Genomic DNA, 18,124 nt, shown 5'->3' on the forward strand with positions numbered 1-18,124 from the left:
GCCGATACCCCGCTCAGAGCGCCCTTTCGAGCGGCTTGGGGCGGGCGAAGATCATCCGTCCCGCAGAGGTCTGGAGGACGCTGGTGACCAGCACCTCGATGGACTGGCCGATGTGCTTCCGGCCCCCGTCGACGACGATCATGGTGCCGTCGTCCAGGTAGCCCACGCCCTGGCCCTGCTCCTTCCCGTCGCGGATCAGGTGGACCAGCATCTCCTCGCCGGGGAGCACCACGGGCTTGAGGGCGTTGGCCAGGTCGTTGACGTTCAGAACCCCCACGCCCTGCAGCTCCGCAACCTTGTTGAGGTTGAAGTCGTTGGTCACGATCTTGGCCTGGAGGAGCTTGGCCAGCCGAACGAGCTTGGAGTCCACCTCGCCCAGGTCGTCGAAGTCGCGCTCGATGACCTCGATCATGGTGGGAGCCTGCTCCTGCAGCCGCTTCAACACCTCGAGACCCCGCCGGCCCCGGTTGCGCTTGAGCACGTCCGAGCTGTCCGCGATGTGCTGGAGCTCCTCCAGCACGAAGCGGGGCACCAGGAGCGGGCCTTCCAGGAACCCCGTGCTGCACACGTCGGCGATGCGGCCGTCGATGATGACGCTGGTGTCCAGGAGCTTCTTCCGCCCGCCCCGGTCGCGCCCGGGCCGCACCCGCTCCGCCCCCTGGGGCATGCGAAGCAGGTGAGGCAGCTCCTCCCGCTTCTTGACGCCCACCATCAGCCCCGTGTACCCTGCCACCACCGTGATCGCCAGCGGCAGATAGGGGCCAACCACCGGAATCTCCCGGGGAAGCGGCAGGGTAATGAGAACAGCAAGGATGAGTCCGGACATCAACCCCACCGCGCCCGCCAGGAGATCCGCCGTCGGGATCCGCTGGACCGAGCTGGAGAGCCACCGCGTCCCCGCGCGCACCCCCACCACGATCAGTGGACCGATCCAGAACCCCACCGCTCCCAGGAGGAGCGCTCCGACCAGGAGAACCTGCCATGCCCTCAGAAAGCCGCCCACCAGGATCCCGTGATCGATGAGCCCCTGGCCGAGCTGGTAGCCTGCGACAAGCCCTGCCACGGCCAGGAGGATCCGGACGACCCTTTCAGCCGACACAGCCTCCCACCCCCTTCTTCGAGTGCGCGACCGATCGTAGGGTGTGCACTCCTTGGAATTCTATCCAGCCCGTCCCCGGATCCGATGCTGATGAGGCCCCAGCGGGCCAGAAACCGCGTGCGGACATTCAGGCGGCCTTTCAGGCGAAGAGCTCGGCCAGGCGATGCTCCACCTGGTCGGGACTGACCTCCTGGGCCAAGACCAGCTCGCTGACAAGGATCTGCCGGGCGGTCTCCAGCATCTTGCGCTCGCCCGTGGAGAGGCCCTTCTCGCGATCCCGGATGGCCAGGTTGCGGACCACCTCGGCCACTTCAAAGATGTCGCCCGACTTGATCTTCTCCATGTTGGCCCGAAAACGCCGGTTCCAGTTGGTGGACATGCGCGTCTCCTCGCCCTGGAGGATGTCGAAGACCTTGCGGATGCCCGCCTCATCGATGACCTCGCGAAGGCCCACGTCCTCCGCGCTGGAGATGGGGATCATGACCTTCATCTCGCCGATCGGCATGCGCATGACGTAGTACTGCTTCCGGTCCCCCAGGACCTCCCGCTCTTCGATGGCCTCGATGACCCCGGCTCCGTGCATGGGGTAGACCACCTTGTCGCCGATCCCAAAAAGCTGCGCCAACGCGCCTCCATCTCCTCGCACGCGAAAAACCCCGCACCGGTCATTCTACCCCCGCTGGCGCGGGGTGTCAATTTGACCGCCCGTCGCTTCCCGTCACGATGGGCTTTTGCGCCGGCGCGCACGGCGCCGCGCGGGCTCGAGCGGCATCAAGCCTTGCTTGACACGCTCCCCGGCAGGTTCCTATAATGAGGCCGTACCTCCAAGCCCCGAGGAGCGTGATTCCGTGGCCACTTCCCCCACCGGCCGGGCCCCCGGCGAAGCCCCGTCACGTTCCGTGGACCTGGCGCTCTTCCAGCGCTCGGTCGACCAGCAGCTCATCCGCCACCGGAGCGTGCTGGATCTCTTCACCAAGCTGCAGGAGTCGCAGGCCAGGCTCCAGAGGGCGGTGGCCAAGGCCGCCACCCAGTGCGGGTGTATCGAGGTGAACGCCCACAAACAGGCTTTCCCGTCCGACGGAACACTCCAGGACGCCGCCCGTTTGGTGGAGACCCATGTGACGGGCACGCTCTGCGAGCACTGCCGGGAGACGGTGGAGACGGAGATGGGCCAGCACGCCTTCTACCTCGCGGGTCTGGCCCAGGTGCTGGGCTTGGAGTTGGAGGCGGTCTTCCAGCAGGAGCAGCGCCGCATGGATCTCCTGGGTCCCTACGGCCTCCGTTAGGGCAGCCGGGGAGCCCCGCCCGTCCCGCGGGCGTCTGCTTTTCTCATCGCCTCTCCGTGGTCTACAGATGCCGGTCGAGGAGGACCTGCTCCCGCAGGCGATTCAGGCCCTGCTTGATGGCTCGCGCCCGCACCTCGCCGATGCCCTCCACGTCGTCCAGCTCCTCGATGGAGGCGTTGAGGATCGCGGGCAGGTGGTGGAAGACGCTGACCAGGTTTTCGATGACCGGCATGGGCACCCGGGGGATCTTCCGGACCACCCGGTACCCCCGCGGCGTCACCGAGAGGTCCAGGGAGGCCGTGCCCGTCCCACCGTACCCCAGGAGGCGGGCCATGAGGCCGTGATCCAGGAGCTCGTCGGCATCCAGGTTCATCAAGGCCTCCCACACCTTCCCGGCGTCTTCGGGGTCGCCTGTCTTCACCAGGTAGTCCCGGACGATCATGGGCCCTTCGTCCTTCGCGTCCACCATCAGCTCCTCGAGCTGCATCCGCACCAGCCGGCCCTCGTCGCCCAGCTCGGCCACGTGCCGCTCGATCTCACCGCCGATGCGGGCCACCATCTGCGCCCTCTGGATGCAGGTGGTGACGTCGAAGAGGGTAGCCAGGTCCTCGAACTCCACGGCGCTCAGGTTGTTGAGGGCCTGGTCGAGCACCGCCCGGTACTTGTCCAGGGTGGAGAGCGCCTGGTTGGCCTTGGCCAGCAGCACACCGATGTCCTGGACCACGTACTTGAGGTCGCCCCGGTAGAGGGTGATCACGTTCCGGCGCTGGGAGATGGCGATCACCAGCGTCCCCGTCTGGCGTGCCACCCGCTCCGCCGTCCGGTGGCGGGTCCCGGTCTCCAGGGAGGGGATCATGGGATCCGGAACCAGCTGGGTGTTTGCGTAGAGGATCCGCTGGGCGTCGCTCGAGAGCACGATCGCTCCGTCCATCTTGGCCAGCTCGTAGAGGGCCGAGGGGTGCATGACCGCGTCGATGCGAAAGCCGCCGTTCACCAGCGAGAGAACCTCCTGGCTGTCGCCCACGACCAGCAGGGCCCCCGTGCGGGCCCGCAGGATGTGCTCCAGGGCCTCGTGGAGCTCGGTGCCCGGAGCGACCATGCGCAGGACCTGAAGAAGCGGATCCTCCCCGCGGGCCTTTCCGTCGGCGGCCAAGCGACTCCCCCCGTTCACACCTGTTTCGGATTATACCATCCCCCGGGAGCACCGGCCAGACTTTCGCTCATCCTCAAGGCGGGTGCCGCCGCGGGTGAAGCCGGAGGACGGCGGCTGGCTCCCGCAACGGCCCTCCCGGCCCCCGCCCGCTCGCGACGGACCCGGCGCCCTTCCGAGCGCCGGGCCCGTCGCGGTCGACCCGTGGGTCACTTCTTCACGGTGGCTGGAACCTTCTTCTTGCGGAAGACCGTCTTGCCCTCCTCCGCGTCCACCACCACCGTGTCGCCTTCCTCGAAGGCACCTCGCAGCATCTCGTCCGACAGCGGGTTCTCCACCAGCCGCTGAATGGCCCGCCGCAGCGGCCGGGCGCCGAAGTCGGGGTCGTACCCTTCCCGGCTCAGGAGGTCCTTGGCCGCCTGGGTGTACTCCACCTGGACGCCCCGCTCCTGAAGCTCCTTCGACACCTCCCGCAGCATGATGTCCACGATGCTGTGGAGCTGCTCCTCGGTCAGCGCATGGAAGACGATCACCTCGTCGATCCGGTTCAGGAACTCGGGCCGGAAGGTGCGCCGCAGCTCATCCATGACCTTCTTGCGCATCTCCTCGTAGCTCTGGCGCTCATCCTTCTGCACCGTGAACCCGATGCCCGTACTCCGCTGGATCTCGTGGGCGCCCACGTTGGAGGTCATGATCACCACGGTGTTGCGGAAGTCGACGGTCCGGCCCTTGGCGTCGGTCAGGCGCCCGTCCTCCAGCACCTGCAGCAGGATGTTGAAGACCTCGGGGTGCGCCTTTTCGATCTCGTCCAGGAGGATGACCGAGTAGGGACGCCGGCGCACCCGTTCGGTGAGCTGGCCGCCCTCCTCGTATCCCACGTAGCCGGGCGGTGCACCCACCAGCCGGGAGACGGTGTGCCGCTCCATGTACTCCGACATGTCGATGCGGATCATGGCGTCCTCGTCGCCGAAGAGCGCCTCGGCCAGGGCCCGGGCGAGCTCGGTCTTGCCCACGCCGGTGGGGCCCAGGAAGATGAAGGAGCCGATGGGACGCTTCGGGTCCTTGAGCCCGGCCCGAGCCCGGCGGATCGCCCGCGCGACGGCCCCGATGGCCTCGTCCTGCCCCACCAGCCGATGGTGGAGGATCTCCTCCAGCTGGAGGAGGCGCTCGGTCTCGGCCTGCTGGAGCTTGCTCACCGGCACGCCCGTCCAGCTGGAGACCACCTGGGCGATGTCCTCCTCGTCCACGGTCCCCTCGGTGCGGGAGCGGTCGTTCTTCCACTGGCTGCGTCTCCGCTCCAGCTCCTCCCGCATCTTCTGCTCCTTGTCCCGCAGGGATGCGGCCTTCTCGAACTCTTCGTTCTTGATGGCCGCCTCCTTCTCCACCCGGGTCTCCTCGATCTCCTCCTCGAGCTGCTTCAGCTCAGGAGGCTGGACCAGCCCCTGGAGTCGCACCTTGGAGGCCGCCTCGTCCACCAGGTCGATGGCCTTGTCGGGCAGAAAGCGGTCGGTGACGTAGCGGTCCGAGAGACGGGCGGCCGACCGGAGGGCGCCATCGGTGATCTTCACCCGGTGGTGGGCCTCGTACCGGTCGCGCAAGCCCTCCAGGATGGCGATGGTCTCGTCGACGCTGGGCTCGTCGACCATCACGGGCTGGAAGCGCCGCTCCAGGGCCGGGTCCTTCTCCACGTGCTTCCGGTACTCGTCCAGGGTGGTGGCGCCGATGGCCTGGAGCTCGCCCCGGGCCAGCGCGGGCTTGAGGATGTTGGACGCGTCGATGGCGCCCTCGGCCGCGCCGGCCCCGATGATGGTGTGCATCTCGTCGATGAAGAGGACCACGTCGCCCGAGGTGCGGATCTCGTCCATCACCTTCTTCAGGCGCTCCTCGAACTCGCCGCGGAACTTGGAGCCGGCCACCAGGGCCCCCAGGTCCAGGGTGACCACCCGCTTGTTCAGGAGGGTCTCGGGCACGTCCCCGTTCACGATCATCTGGGCCAGACCCTCGGCGATGGCCGTCTTGCCCACCCCGGGCTCGCCGATGAGGACGGGGTTGTTCTTGGTCCGGCGGGAGAGCACCTGGATGACCCGCTGGATCTCCTTCTCGCGCCCGATCACGGGGTCGAGCTTCCCCTCGCGCGCGAGCTCCGTCAGGTCCCGGCCGTACTGGTCGAGGGTGGGCGTCTTGCGGGAACGGGCCGACTTGGCCTGGCCGCCACCGCTGCCCCCGAGCAGCTCCACCACCTGCTTCCGAACCCCGTCCAGGTCCGCCCCCATGTTCCGCAGCACCTGGGCGGCGACGCCCTCACCCTCCCGGATGAGCCCCAGGAGGATGTGCTCGGTTCCGATGTACGTGTGGCCCAACTGGCGGGCCTCGTCGAAGGCCAGCTCCAGCACCCGCTTCGCCCTTGGGGTGAACCCGATCTGCCCCGTGGGCGGGTTCTCGCCGCGGCCGATCACCTTCTCGACCTCGGCCCGGACCCCGTTCAGGCTGATGCCCATCTGTTGCAACGCCCGGGCCGCCACGCCCTCGCCCTCGGCCACCAACCCCAGGAGGATGTGCTCGGTCCCGACCACGTTGTGGCCCAGCCGGCGGGCCTCCTCCTGCGAGAGCACCACGACCTTCTGCGCCCGCTCGGTGAAGCGTCCAAACATTTGGCAGCACCTTCCTTCGTACGCTCTACCTCTATTCTAACGCTGAACCCTGAACCGTTCGCGGATCAATGTCGCCCGCTGCACGTCGCGCTCCGGGGGCGCCAGCTCCCGGCCCACCAGGCGTTGCAGGTGAGCCGGGCGGATCCGCACCACCAGCTCCTGCAGGATGGTCGCGGGGATGCCGCTGATCAAGCCCAGGTCGATCCCCAGCCGCACGTCCGACAGGAGCCGAAGCGCCTCCTTCGTCGAGAGGGATCGGGCATGGGTCACGATCCCCAGCGATCGGTAGATACCGTCCTCCAGCTCCACCCTACGGTGGCTCAACAGGTGCTCGCGGGCCTGGCGCTCCTGCTGGATGACCTGGCGACCCACGTTGGCCAGGTGGGTGGTGATCTCCTCCTCTGATCGGCCCAGGCTCACCTGGTTCGAGAGCTGAAAGAGGTTGCCCGACGCTTCGCTCCCTTCGCCGTAGAGCCCCCGTACCGTGAGCCCCAGCTGGGCCACGGCACCCACCAGCTGCCGGACCTGCTCGGTGGCCGACAGGGCGGGCAGGTGGAGCATGAGCGACGCCCTCAGCCCTGTTCCCACGTTGGTGGGCCAGGCGGTGAGGTACCCCATCCGGTCCGAGAACGCGAACTGCAAGCGACCGTCCAGGGCGTCGTCGACCCGGTCCGCCAGGCGCCAGGCCTCCTCCGGCTGCATGCCCGGCAGGAGCACCTGGATGCGAAGGTGATCCTCCTCGTTCACCATGATGCTCACCCGCTCGTCGTCCCTCAAGGCCAGGGCATGGCCCGCCCCGCTCTTGCCGTGCTGCGGGCTGATCAGGTGCCGTTCCACCAGCAGCTCCTTGACCAGGGGGCTCAGCTCGTCCATGGAGTAGAATCCCAACGAGCCCGCCCCGCGGTCCGGGGCACCCGCCTGGCTGGAGAGGGGCTCCACCGCGCGGCGCACCTGGGCGACCACACCCAGCATCTGCTCCTGGGTGGCGACGCCAGGGAATGGGATCCCTTCCAGGTTGCGCGCCAGGCGCACCCGGGTCCCCACCACGATGTCGTTCGCTGGAGCCTCACCGGCCATCCACTGTGCGACGGGGTGGTTCAGCACCTCGTCCAGCGACACGACCCCCACCCCCTTCCTCCCGATCCGCGGGCCATCAGGAGCGCCCCAGGCGAGCTTCGAGGGCATGAATCCGGTCCCGGAGGGCGGCCGCTTCCTCGTACGCTTCCCGCCCGACGGCGGCCGCCAGCTGCTCCCGCAGCTTTTCGAGCTCCCGGCGCAGCACCACCGTCTGGTTCCCCCGGCTGGGAACCTTTCCGGTGTGGGTCGTGGCGCCGTGGATCCGGCGCAGGACGGGCTGGAGCTGGCGCTCGAACTGCTGGTAGCAGTGACCGCACCCCAGTTGCCCCAGGCGCCGGAAGTCATCCAGGCTCAGCCCGCAGCTCTCGCACCGCACCCCCCGCTCGACCGCACCCGGAAGGCCGCCCGGCACCCCGGCGCCAAAGAGGGTCTCGGGGTCGAAGAGCCCCTTCAGGAAGGACTGCAACCCGAAGGGCCCCATCCCCTGCGCCTGGCTGCGCTTCTGGGCGCAGCTCTCGCAGAGGTGGGCCTCGCTCTTTTCCCCGTTGACGACGTGGGTGATGTGCACCGTCGCCTCGCGCTCGTGGCAATCCTCGCACAGCACCGGATCCCTCTCCCTTCATCCCGGGTGCCCGCCTCCTGGGGCGCTAGTTCAACACCACCATCAGCAGCGAGCGCAGCACCTGGGCGCGCACCCGGTCGGCCAGACCTGGGCCGAGTCCCTCGGTGGCTGCTTCGAGCGCGGCCCGGACCAGCCCGCCTTCCCGGCGGCCGATCCATCCCCGTGCTTCCAGCGCTCGGAGCAGCGTTTCCGCCGTGGTACGGTCCAGCTCGGATCCGATGCTCGCCCAGGGTTCACCGCTCGAGGGGCACCCGGAGGCGGCACGCGGGGTAGCCTCCCACGGCGCCAGCCACGTGATGCGAATGTACCCGCCCCCACCCCGCCGGCTCTCGACCCGGTAGCCATGGTCCGGCGTGAACCGGGTCTCGAGCACGTAGTTGATCTGGGAGGGCACGCAGGCGAAGAGGCGGGCCACTTCCCGCCGCTGGATCTCGATGACGCCGCCTGACGCGGCCGCGAGCATCCGCTTCAGGTGTGCCTCGATCTGTTCAGCCAGCGTTGCCATCTCCGACCCCCGAACTGACCTTTCCTGACCTTCCTTGCCTATTATAGCACACGGTCCCCCGGATCAAGACCCCCCGGAGCAAAAAGCCCGGGCGGTCGCCCGGGCTGGAGGCGCGAAGCCCCTCCCTCAGTGCTTGCGGCTGGTGGAGTGCCCCGCGAAGAGGCGCGCCTTGGGGTCGATGAAGGTCTTGGCGTGGTTCACCGCGGTGGCGGCCTCGCCGAAGCCGGTGGCGATGAGCTTGAGCTTGCCTGGGTAGGAGGCCAGGTCGCCGGCGGCGTAGATGCCCGGAACCGAGGTGGCCATGCGGGTATCCACCACGATCCCGTTCTCGTCCATGGCCAGCCCCCAGTCCCGGATCGGCCCCAGGTCCATGTCGAAGCCGATGCTCACCACGACCCTGTTCACGTCCAGCCGCCCCTCCTCCCCGGTCTGATTCTGGAAGACGGTAGCTCCTTCGACCTGGTCCACCCCGTGCAGCGCCCGCAGCTCGTAGGGGGTGAGCACCCGCACCCGGGACTCCTTCAGCTTCCTCACGCTCGTCTCGTGCGCACGGAAACCCGGTCGCCGGTGGATCAGCACGACCCCATCGGCCACGGGCTCCAGCATCAGCGCCCAGTCGACAGCCGAGTCGCCCCCGCCCACCACCAGCACCCGGCTCCCCCGGTAGGGCTCCAGCGACGGCACGTGATAGGCGAGCCCCCGTCCCTCCAGCTCCGCCGCCCCGGGTACGTGGAGCCGGCGGGGGGTCATGGCCCCCACGCCGGCCGCGACGACCAGCGCCCGAGAGAAGTGGGTGCCCCGGGTGGTCGTGAGACGAAAGACGCCGTCGGATCCCCGGTCGACCTGCAGCACCTGCTCGCCCAGGCAGACGGTGGGGTTCCGCTGCAGGGCCTGCTGGACCAGGCGGTGGGCCAGCTCCTTGGCCAGGACCTCCGGAAACCCGCCCACGTCGTAGATGGTCTTCTCAGGATAGAGCGCTGCCAGCTGGCCCCCGAGCTGGTCGAGGCTGTCGATGACCTTGCACGAAGCGTCGCGCTCGCCCGCGTAGTAGGCGGCGAAGAGCCCGGTCGGCCCGCCGCCGATGATGGTGATGTCGTAGACGGTTTCGTCCGCCGCCCGGCCGTTGCCCGCAAGCAAGCCGTCGTCGATCACGCGTTCCACCCGCCGTCACCCCGCCCGAAACCGAGTGGCTCCAGCCCAGCGGGCTGCCGGCCCGCACGGGCAGCGCCCGCACACACCTTCTAATTATAACAGACTCGATTCTCGCGACCAACGGGTCAGGATTCGGTTTCGAGGGGCGGGCGGCGGCGACGCCAGGCGATCCTGGCCACCAGGTACCCCACCTCGTAGAGGACCAGCATGGGGAGTGCCAGGAGGACCTGCGAGAACGGGTCGGTCCCGGGGGTGAGCAGCGCGGCGATGATGAAGACCAGGAGGATGGCGTACCGCCGGTTGTGGGAGAGGAAGCCGGGGCTCAGGAGCCCCACCCGCGCCACGAAGTAGACGAGCACCGGGAACTGGAAGAGCATCCCGAACGGGAGGGTGAGGTAGAGGACGAAGTTGACGAAGCTGCTCATGGAGATCATCGCTTCCAGCTCGGGGCTGGAGAAGCTCAGGAAGAACGCGAGCGCGCTGGGGAGGACCACCAGGAAGGCAAAGGCGCCGCCGGCAGCAAAGAGCAGGCTGGCCAGGGGCACCACCCAGTAGATCATGCGCGAGCCGCCGCGCGCCCGCTCGCGCACGAGCTGCCAGGCCTGCCAGAGCGCCACGGGGTAGGTTGCCACCACGCCCAGGCCCAGGGCGAGCTTGAACTGGGCCACCAGCGCCTCGGTGGGCGTCAGGAAGACCAGCGAGGTGAGGCGCGGCTGCACGGCCAGCAGGTCCTCGAAGAAGCGGCCACCCACGAAGAAGGCCGCCAGGGTCGTGGCGAGGAAGGTCGCGACCACCGTCAGCAGCCGCCGGCGTGCCCGGACCAGGAAGCCTTCCAGGCCCTCCCAGAGGCCCCTTACGTCGAGGCCGTCGTCCGGTGCCTCCGGCGCCCCGGCACCCGCGTCCGGCACGTCGGGCAACGCCATGCGCTCCTCCTCCTTCATGACCCGCCCGCGCCCGCCGTCAACTCGCCCACCGCGCCCAGCACCGTCTCCACTTCGGATTCGGTGTTGAAGAAGTGGACCGAAAGACGGACGGCCTCGGGACGGGGTACCCAGCGGCCGATCACCTGGTACCGCTCCGCCAGGAGTCGCGTCGCTTCGGGAGCCGAAAGCCCCCGCAGTCGGAAGGCGACCAGCCCCGCGGAACGCTCGGCTTCCATGGGGGTGATCACCTCCACGTCCCTTAAGGCGGCGAGCCCTTCCTTGAGTCGTCCGGTCAGGGCGGCGACCCGCTCCCAGATCGTACGCCGCCCCATGCCCTCCAGGATCTGGGTGGCCGTTCGCAAGCCTTCGAAGAGCGCAAGGCTGATGGTGGCCAGCTCGAACCGCCGGGCCGAGGCCTTCAGCCGGTAGGTCAGTGGACCGGCGGGGCTCTCCTCGTGCTCCACCGACGCCCAGGCGATCGAGGCCGGGGCCGCGACCGCCCACGCCCCCGGCGCGAAGTGGAGGAACCCGGTTCCCTCAGGCCCCATCAGCCACTTCTGTCCGGGGCCTGCGTAGAAGTCCGCGCCCAGCCCGTCCAAGGGCTCCGGGAGGCAACCGGCGGCCTGGGCTCCGTCCACCAGCAGCCGGCAACCGTGCGCTCGGGCCAATTCCGCCGCTGCTTCCACGGGCAGGCGCGCCCCCGTGGCGTAGGAGACGTGACTCATGCAGATGAGCCGCGTGCGGGTCGAAAGGCCCTCCCGTAGCTCGTCCGGGGTGAGCCGCACCCCGTCGCGCGGGCGGAGCACCCGCACCCGGACACCCAAGCGGTCCCGCAGGTAGCCGAAGGGGAGGAGGCCCGAGGCGTGCTCCAACTCGGATGTGACGACCTCGTCGCCGGGACGCCACACCATCCCGCCCACCACCGCGGCCATGCCGTGGCTGGTGTTCTGTGTGAAGGCGAGCTGGTCGGGCGTGGAGCCGAGGAAGCGCGCCAGATCGTTCCGCACCTGCTCCAGCCGGCGCCCGCTCTCCCGCAGGGCCTCCGCACTCCCCGGGCCCGCCTCGCTCAGGTAGCGCTCCGACTCCGCCTCGGCGCGCAGGGCCGGTTCCGGCACCGGCCCGGACGTGCCCGTGTTCATGTAGATGCTCCGGCGGGTGACAGGCAGCAGATTTCGAACCTCTTCCACCCAGCCCTCCATACCCACCCCACCCTGAGCGGCCAGCCGCCGCCCCTGGGTTCTCAAGACCCCCACCGCACCGTATGAGGTACGGACGATGCCACTCCGTGCCGGGAGGCGAAGGCCTGTGTCCCGCCGCCCCATCTGGGTGATCTCGGGTTGGACCCTCCTCGCCCTCTTGGGGCTCCTGCTGGCCGCAGGCGTGGCCTTGATCTACGCCGGCACCCTCCCCGGCCGGCCCGCCCCCCGCCCGGGCGATCGGGTGCTGGTGGATCCGGGACACGGCGGGATCGACTCAGGCTGCCACTGGGATCAGCTCTTCGAGAAGGACCTCACCCTGCGCATGGCGGTCCTCGTCAAGAACCGGTTGGAGGAGGCGGGGGTGCCCGCCTTCCTCACCCGTTCCTCGGACCGCGACCTGGACCCTCTGGAACCCTCGATCCGCGGCCGCCACCAGCGGGACCTTCAGGCCCGGGCGGAGCTCGCCCGCCAGGTCCGGCCCGTGGCCATGGTCAGCCTCCACGTGAACGCCGGCACCGGCGAGCGCCTCTCGGGAGCGATGGTCTTCTACCAGGCCCAGAGCCCCGAGAGCCGCCGCCTGGCCGCCCTGATCCTGGAAGAGCTGCGGAACGTGGTCCCCGGCAACCAAAATGGGATTCTGTCCGCGGACTTCTACCTCCTGCGGTCGGTGCCCCACCCCACCGTCCTGGTGGAGGCGGGTTTCCTCACCACCGCCCGGGATCGGGCGACGCTCACCTCGCCCGACGGCCAGGAGCGCATCGCCGAGGCGGTCGCAACCGGCATCCTGGCCTACCTGCGCGGCCAGGCGGCCCCGATCCCAAGCGACCGGCCTTCCCTGGCCCCCGCCCTCGGCGGATTCGGCCGCGACCGCCTCGAACCGGACACGGACGGCTGCGGCTCCTAGTTGGCTACGAAGAGCCCGGTGCGAGCCTCCACGGCGGCTGGCGCCGCCATGAGGCGGGCCAGGAGCTGGAGGTGGTCCTCCAGGTCGCGCGTCACCAGGAAGTGACGCCGCACGTGCTCGCGCCCCTCCCCGCCCATGCGCGCCCGTTCCGCCGGGTTCTGCAGGAGCCACTGGGTCCGGTCGGCGCACTGCTCCACCGACTCCACCAGGAAGCCGTTCTGTCCGTCCAGCACCTGGATGGGGATGCCGCCGGCGTTGCCCCCCACCACGGGCCGGCCCTTCCACAGGCCTTCGGTGACGGTGAGCCCGAACCCCTCCCGCAGCGACTTCTGGATGATCACGTCCGCGGCCCGCTGGAAGGCGTTCACCTCCCGGTGGTTGATGCCGTGGAGGTTGGCCAGGATGAAGAGGTCCGGGTCCTCCCCGGCGTGGCGGAGCGTTCGATCGTAGAAGGTCCAGCCTTCGGGGTCGTCGGTGGCCATGGAGCCCACCAGGAGCAGCTGGACCTCAGGCATCTCCCGCTTCACCAGCCGGTAGGCGTCGACCACCCCCAGGGGATCCTTCCATGGGTCGAAGCGGGAAACCTGGGCGACCAACGGCCGCCGGGGATCCATCCCAAACCGCCGGACGATCGCCTCCACCTCCGCGGGATCCAGGTCCCGGTTCTTCTCGCTCAGCGGATCGATGGAGGGCGGGATGATGGCTACCAGGGGAAGGCTCAGGTCCGGCTGGACGTAGGGGGCGAGGCTGAAGATGGCTCCGTCGTAGGCGGTGAGGTAGGGCCGGATCCAGGACCAGACCCCGGGGTTGGGGCGCGAGAGGTCGATGTGGCAGCGCCAGATCCACCGGCCTCTCCGATGCTCCACCAGGCTGGCCAGGGCCGCCGGCTGCGGGTCGTGGATCACCACGACGTCGTAGGCGTCCCAGTCGAACCGGCTGTTGGCCACGTTCACCTCGCGGTAGGTCTCCTGCATGGGCCCGTCGATGACCACGTCGGCCCCTTGAAGCCCGTTGTGGGCCGTCTTGGTCACCCGGAAGAAGGCATCGGTGCCCTCCATCACCCACCAGTCGGTGGGAATGCCGACGCCATTCAGCAGGCCCACCAGCGGGAAGAGAAGCTCCACGACCCCTCCCCCGTACGCGGTGGCGTTCACGTGAGCCACCCGCAGACCCACCAGCGGCCGGGCCAGCGCCCGGATGCGTTCCACCACGGCCTCACCGGCCAGCGGAGCATACGCCTCCACCCTCAGGGTGGGAACCGTCACCTGCTTCACCTGGATCCTCCTCGCGGGGCTCACCTTCGGGGCCGCCCGGTCGCCTGCCGTCGCGCGATCGCGCCGTCCCACCGCCCTCGGCGAGCCATTCGCCGCACGCCGTCCGCTTCCTCTCGGGCCCGGCGAGAGGATCGCGTCCCGAACGACCAGCCGTTCGCCATTCATGGAAACGCCGTTGACACGCGGGCCTCCCAGAAGTAGGCTGGAGATAGGAGAGTGATCGGATGCACCGTTCGCGTGCCATCACCCTCAGGCGCTCTCCTCCCTCTGGCCTTCCACGCTCCCAGCGTGAAGCATCTTCGGATCACACGGTGGTCGTCAATGGTTCTTCTTATCACGCGCTCCCTTTCCCAGGGGCTCCCCCGGGACACGTCCCTTCCCATGAGGGATCCCCAGCTTCGGCGGAGGTGATGCAGCGGGCCCACACCGTACTGGCCGGCCCACTCCCATGCGGGCCTCAACGGAGCATCCCGCGCGTCCGCAGGGACGCGCTCGAAAGGGGTTGAGGGGATTGACCACGTGGTTGTTGCTGCTCGGCCTCGTCCTTTATGTCGTCGCGTACCTGACCTACGGGCGGGGGCTGTCTCGTTCGGTGGTCCACACCGACGACAGCCGCCAGACCCCGGCACACACCCTGTACGACGGCGTCGACTACGTACCGGGGAACCCGCTGGCCATCTACGGGCACCACTTCGCCTCCATCGCCGGGGCGGGACCCATCACGGGGCCGGCCATCGCGATGATCTGGGGCTGGCTGCCCAGCCTCATCTGGATCTGGCTGGGGAACATCGTCATCGGCGCCGTGCACGACTACCTGGCGGTCATGGCCTCGGTCCGCTCGGAGGGCAAGTCGATCCAGTGGATCGCCGGCAAGACCATGAAGCCCAGGACCTCCCGCATCATGATGGTCTTCATCTACGCAACCCTGGTCCTGGTGGTGGCCGCCTTCGTCACCGTGGCCGGCCTCAACTTCGTCGCCACCCCCGGCGTCGCCTCGGCCAGCATGCTCTTCCTGGTCGCGGCCCTGGTCTTCGGGGTCCTCTCCTACCGGATGAAGGTGAACTTCACCCTGGCCACCGTCATCGGGCTCGTGCTGCTGGCCGGCGCCATCTGGCTCGGCTTCGTCTGGGGCTGGCACGCCTCCTTCCAGACGTGGGTCGTGGTCCTGGCCATCTACGCGGTCCTTGCGAGCAGCCTGCCCGTCTGGCTCCTGCTGCAGCCTCGTGACTACCTGAACAGCTACATCCTCTTCGTTGGCCTGGGGGCGGGCATCATCGCGCTCCTGGCGGCCTTCAAGGGCATGGCGCTGCCGGCCTACAGCGTGTGGAGCGCAAGCGCCGTGGGCGGCGTTTCCTCGCCCTTCTGGCCGGCCATTCCGCTGGTGATCGCCTGCGGGTCGCTCTCGGGCTTCCACTCGCTGGTGGGCTCGGGCACCACGTCGAAGCAGCTGGACAAGGAGAGCCATGGGCTCCCCATCGGTTACGGCGGCATGCTCACCGAGGGCGTCCTGGCCACGGTGGTGGTGCTCGCCATGGGCGCCTACGGCTTCCAGGTGCTGGGCACCGTCAGCGGGCAGCTGGCCGATGCCGGCATTTCCCTGGCTCGGCTGGAGACGGACGCGGCCTACTACGGATCCACCTTCCTGAAGGCAGCCAACCCCGTGGGCGGCGCGCTCGGGCTCTTCACCCGCAGCTACGGCCTTGCCCTCTCCGACGTCTTCGGAGTGACCGCCCAGTTCGGCACCCTCTTCGCGGGGCTCTGGGTGACGGCCTTCGTGCTCACCACCCTGGACACGGCCACCCGTCTGGCCCGGTTCACCTGGCAGGAGTTCTTCGGCTACCTGAAGGAGTCGAGCCCCGGCGTGCACCGGGTGATCACCGACCGCTGGGTGGCCGGCGCCATCGTCGTCATCCTGGCCGGGTGGCTCTCGTGGGGCGGCGCCTACACCGTGGTGTGGCCGGCCTTCGCGGGCGCGAACCAGATGGTGGCCGCGGTCGCCATGCTCACCGCCGCCCTCTGGGCCATCAAGATCCAGAAGGCCTCGTCCGGCTACCAGTGGGCCACGGTGATCCCGGGGGCCTTCCTCTGGGTCACCGTCTTCGCCGGCCTCATCTGGTACGTCTACGCGGTGCCGGCAACGCTGGTCATCAAGGCCATCTTCGTCCTCATGGCCGTGTTGTCGCTGCTGCTCTTGGTCGACTTCTTCGACGGCTACCGGCGCCGGGTCCAGGCGCCCGTGGGCGTTGCGGGGAGCGGCCGGTGACGAAGGATCGCCCCGCCCGCTCCTTCGTCTCCGAGTGGTTGCGCGAGCGGGCGGTGGGATACATCCAGGTGGAGCGACGGGAGCTGGAGAACGTCTTCGCCCTCATGGTGCTGGGGGCGTTCGTGGGGCTCCCGTCGCCCCCCACTCCGCTGAGCCTGCGGCTCCTTCCCCACCTGGGGAGGGAGTTGGCCGTGCTGCGCCGGCGGGCAGAGGAGATGGACGACCTCTATGGGGAAGCCGCTGCGCTCTTCGACCTCTGAGCGAACCCGCGCCGGCGCGGCCCGCGATCCGCTGCCGCCCCTCTCCCGGGCCCTGGACCGCCTCCTCGATCGGGGCTCCACCCGGGATGCAGGCGACGTGACGCTGCTGATCAGCATGGGCAAGGGGGGCACGGGCAAGACCACCGTGGCCGCCAGCCTGGCCGTTCGGCTGGCTTCGGACGGCTTCCGGGTGCTGGTGGCCTCCATCGACCCTGCGCACAACCTGGGCGACGTACTGGAGCGGCCCCTGGGCTCGGAACCCTCGGCCGTGCCGGGCGCGCCGGGTCTCTGGGCCCTGGAGGTGGATACCGATCGGGCGCTGGAGCGCTACCTCGAGCGCGCGAGTCGGGAGGTGACCGACGCCTACCGGTACCTGGAGACGCTCAACCTGGACCGGTTCCTCGAGGGTCTCCGCTACGCCCCCGGCGTGGAAGAGCAGGCTACCCTGGAGGCGGTGGGCGAGTTGCTGCAGCAGGCCGAGGCCGACCGCTTCGACGTCCTGGTGCTCGACACCCCACCCACGGGGCAGACGCTGCGGGTGCTGGCCCTACCCGGTATCTCCCTGCGCTGGGCCCAGGAGCTGCACCGGGTACGCAGGGCGATCCTCGACCGGCGCCAGGCCGTCAGCCGCATCCTGGGCCATGAGACCGCCGTGGTGGGTGGGGAGCAGGTGACCCTGCCCTCCGAGGAGGAAGGGGACCCCATCAGCCGCATCCTGGCGGCGTACGTGGAGCAGACCCGACGGCTCCGGCAGCGCTTTCAGGACGTGGATCGGACCGGCGTCCTCCTGGTCCGCAACCCTGACCGGCTTTCGGGGTTGGAAAGCCAGCGGGCGCTGGGGACCCTGGGCCGCTTCGGCGTCCCCCTCGCCCAGGTGGTCGTGAACCGCACGGATCCCCGGGAACCCGCCGGCACCAGCGCGGACGCGCTGCCGCTGCCGGACCTCTACCCCCACGGCCGGTTGCCCCTCCTGCAGCCCGAGCCCTCGGGAGCCGAGGCCCTGCGCGCGCTCTCCACCCTCATGCTCGACCCAGCCGGATCGCAGAGCAGAGGAGGCACCGAGCGATGAGCACCCCTTTCCTCACCTTCGTCATCCTCCTGGCCGGCGTCACCTTCCTCTTCTACCGGTGGGGGCGCCGGCGGAACACCGAGATCGCCGAACGCTCCGCCCGGGAGCTGGAGGAGGCGCTGCGGCCCGAGGACCAGAGCTACACGTGGATCGGCGGCCTCATCGGATACCGGGTCGACTACCGGGTCCGCCGGGGGGAGCTGAACCGGGTGGAGGCCACCCTCACCATGCTGCCGCGGCACAGCCTGCTCTACCTGCCCTTCTCCTGGATCATCCGGCGCAGCGACGCGCTCTACCTCCTCTTTCGGCCCAACGTCCCCCTGCGGGGCCGGGGGCACCTGATCCTCCTGGACCACGGCTCGGCACCCCGTGTGGACCGTCCCGAGGACCTCCGCGTGGAAGAGCTGCGGTTGGGCCGCCATCGGTTCCGTCTCCTGTACGGCTCGGACGCCGCGGCCGCCTTCCTTCGCCGGGTGGCGGAGCATGCCTTCGGGCCGGCCGGAGCCGGCCCGGCTGCGACGAGCCGCCCGGAGGCCCCGGTCGTGCGCCACCTCTCCATCAACGCCGAGGAGGGGGCGCTCTACTGCCGGATGATTCCCGTGCCCGGCCGCATTCGCCCTGCGGTGGAACGCCTGGCGGCGGCCTTGGCCGGGAGCGAGGAGTGACCCTCCAGGCGGCCTCGGGCCCCCG

General features: G+C 69.4%; 17 protein-coding genes. 6 read left to right on the plus strand and 11 right to left on the minus strand.

The window, feature by feature from the left end:
- Positions 1–13 precede the first annotated feature (13 nt).
- Positions 14–1,099: a PIN/TRAM domain-containing protein gene (locus LIP_RS15610; protein ID WP_068140460.1), complete on the minus strand. Its 1,086-nt coding sequence runs from the start codon at positions 1,097–1,099 to the stop codon at positions 14–16.
- Between the two features lie 139 nt (positions 1,100–1,238).
- The gene (locus tag LIP_RS15615) at positions 1,239–1,724 is read right to left on the minus strand and encodes a CarD family transcriptional regulator (RefSeq protein WP_231699319.1); all 486 of its coding nucleotides are present in this window, start codon (positions 1,722–1,724) and stop codon (positions 1,239–1,241) included.
- Between the two features lie 223 nt (positions 1,725–1,947).
- Here LIP_RS15615 and LIP_RS15620 point away from each other — a divergent pair, with 223 nt between their 5' ends.
- Complete coding sequence (locus LIP_RS15620; protein WP_198409578.1) at positions 1,948–2,385, plus strand: hypothetical protein; 438 nt, start codon at positions 1,948–1,950, stop codon at positions 2,383–2,385.
- Positions 2,386–2,446: 61 nt separating this feature from the next.
- Here LIP_RS15620 and disA read toward each other — a convergent pair whose 3' ends face one another.
- From disA to LIP_RS15660, 8 genes are all read right to left on the minus strand, one after another.
- A complete protein-coding gene (gene disA, locus LIP_RS15625) occupies positions 2,447–3,484 on the minus strand; it encodes a DNA integrity scanning diadenylate cyclase DisA (RefSeq protein WP_068142192.1) in 1,038 nt (345 codons plus the stop codon).
- Between the two features lie 260 nt (positions 3,485–3,744).
- Positions 3,745–6,186, minus strand: coding sequence for an ATP-dependent Clp protease ATP-binding subunit (locus LIP_RS15630; RefSeq protein ID WP_068140466.1), 2,442 nt, complete (start codon positions 6,184–6,186; stop codon positions 3,745–3,747).
- A gap of 36 nt (positions 6,187–6,222) precedes the next feature.
- Positions 6,223–7,305, minus strand: coding sequence for a protein arginine kinase (locus tag LIP_RS15635; RefSeq protein WP_068142195.1), 1,083 nt, complete (start codon positions 7,303–7,305; stop codon positions 6,223–6,225).
- A gap of 34 nt (positions 7,306–7,339) precedes the next feature.
- On the minus strand, positions 7,340–7,867 hold the full coding sequence (locus LIP_RS15640) for a UvrB/UvrC motif-containing protein (RefSeq protein WP_068140469.1): 528 nt from the start codon (positions 7,865–7,867) through the stop codon (positions 7,340–7,342).
- 43 nt (positions 7,868–7,910) lie between these two features.
- A complete protein-coding gene (locus LIP_RS15645; RefSeq protein ID WP_068140473.1) occupies positions 7,911–8,390 on the minus strand; it encodes a CtsR family transcriptional regulator in 480 nt (159 codons plus the stop codon).
- A 126-nt stretch (positions 8,391–8,516) separates the two neighbouring features.
- A complete protein-coding gene (locus tag LIP_RS15650; protein WP_231699320.1) occupies positions 8,517–9,551 on the minus strand; it encodes an NAD(P)/FAD-dependent oxidoreductase in 1,035 nt (344 codons plus the stop codon).
- Positions 9,552–9,667: 116 nt separating this feature from the next.
- Positions 9,668–10,465 carry a twin-arginine translocase subunit TatC gene (gene tatC, locus LIP_RS15655; RefSeq protein ID WP_068140476.1) on the minus strand — a complete coding sequence of 266 codons (798 nt, stop codon included), beginning with the start codon at positions 10,463–10,465 and terminating at the stop codon, positions 9,668–9,670.
- A gap of 14 nt (positions 10,466–10,479) precedes the next feature.
- Positions 10,480–11,664 carry an aminotransferase class V-fold PLP-dependent enzyme gene (locus tag LIP_RS15660; RefSeq protein WP_158509702.1) on the minus strand — a complete coding sequence of 395 codons (1,185 nt, stop codon included), beginning with the start codon at positions 11,662–11,664 and terminating at the stop codon, positions 10,480–10,482.
- A gap of 106 nt (positions 11,665–11,770) precedes the next feature.
- Here LIP_RS15660 and LIP_RS15665 point away from each other — a divergent pair, with 106 nt between their 5' ends.
- Complete coding sequence (locus LIP_RS15665) at positions 11,771–12,568, plus strand: N-acetylmuramoyl-L-alanine amidase family protein (RefSeq protein WP_068140482.1); 798 nt, start codon at positions 11,771–11,773, stop codon at positions 12,566–12,568.
- Here the strand turns inward: LIP_RS15665 and LIP_RS20165 are convergent.
- Complete coding sequence (locus LIP_RS20165) at positions 12,565–13,842, minus strand: glycosyltransferase (RefSeq protein ID WP_068140484.1); 1,278 nt, start codon at positions 13,840–13,842, stop codon at positions 12,565–12,567. The genes LIP_RS15665 and LIP_RS20165 overlap by 4 nt on opposite strands.
- A 511-nt stretch (positions 13,843–14,353) precedes the next feature.
- Between LIP_RS20165 and LIP_RS15675 the strand changes: the two genes are divergently transcribed.
- Genes LIP_RS15675 through LIP_RS15690 form a run of 4 tightly spaced genes read left to right on the plus strand, consistent with a single transcriptional unit; the run spans position 14,354 to position 18,099 of the window.
- Positions 14,354–16,105 (plus strand): carbon starvation CstA family protein, encoded by a 1,752-nt coding sequence (locus LIP_RS15675; RefSeq protein ID WP_068140487.1) that lies wholly within the window; start codon positions 14,354–14,356, stop codon positions 16,103–16,105.
- Positions 16,102–16,365: a hypothetical protein gene (locus LIP_RS15680; RefSeq protein WP_068140490.1), complete on the plus strand. Its 264-nt coding sequence runs from the start codon at positions 16,102–16,104 to the stop codon at positions 16,363–16,365. Before LIP_RS15675 ends, LIP_RS15680 begins: the two co-directional genes overlap by 4 nt.
- Positions 16,334–17,434 (plus strand): ArsA family ATPase, encoded by a 1,101-nt coding sequence (locus LIP_RS15685; RefSeq protein WP_068140493.1) that lies wholly within the window; start codon positions 16,334–16,336, stop codon positions 17,432–17,434. Before LIP_RS15680 ends, LIP_RS15685 begins: the two co-directional genes overlap by 32 nt.
- Positions 17,431–18,099 carry a hypothetical protein gene (locus LIP_RS15690; protein WP_068140497.1) on the plus strand — a complete coding sequence of 223 codons (669 nt, stop codon included), beginning with the start codon at positions 17,431–17,433 and terminating at the stop codon, positions 18,097–18,099. Before LIP_RS15685 ends, LIP_RS15690 begins: the two co-directional genes overlap by 4 nt.
- Positions 18,100–18,124 lie beyond the last annotated feature (25 nt).

The sequence above is a fragment of the Limnochorda pilosa genome, assembly GCF_001544015.1.
GTDB lineage: Bacteria > Bacillota > Limnochordia > Limnochordales > Limnochordaceae > Limnochorda > Limnochorda pilosa.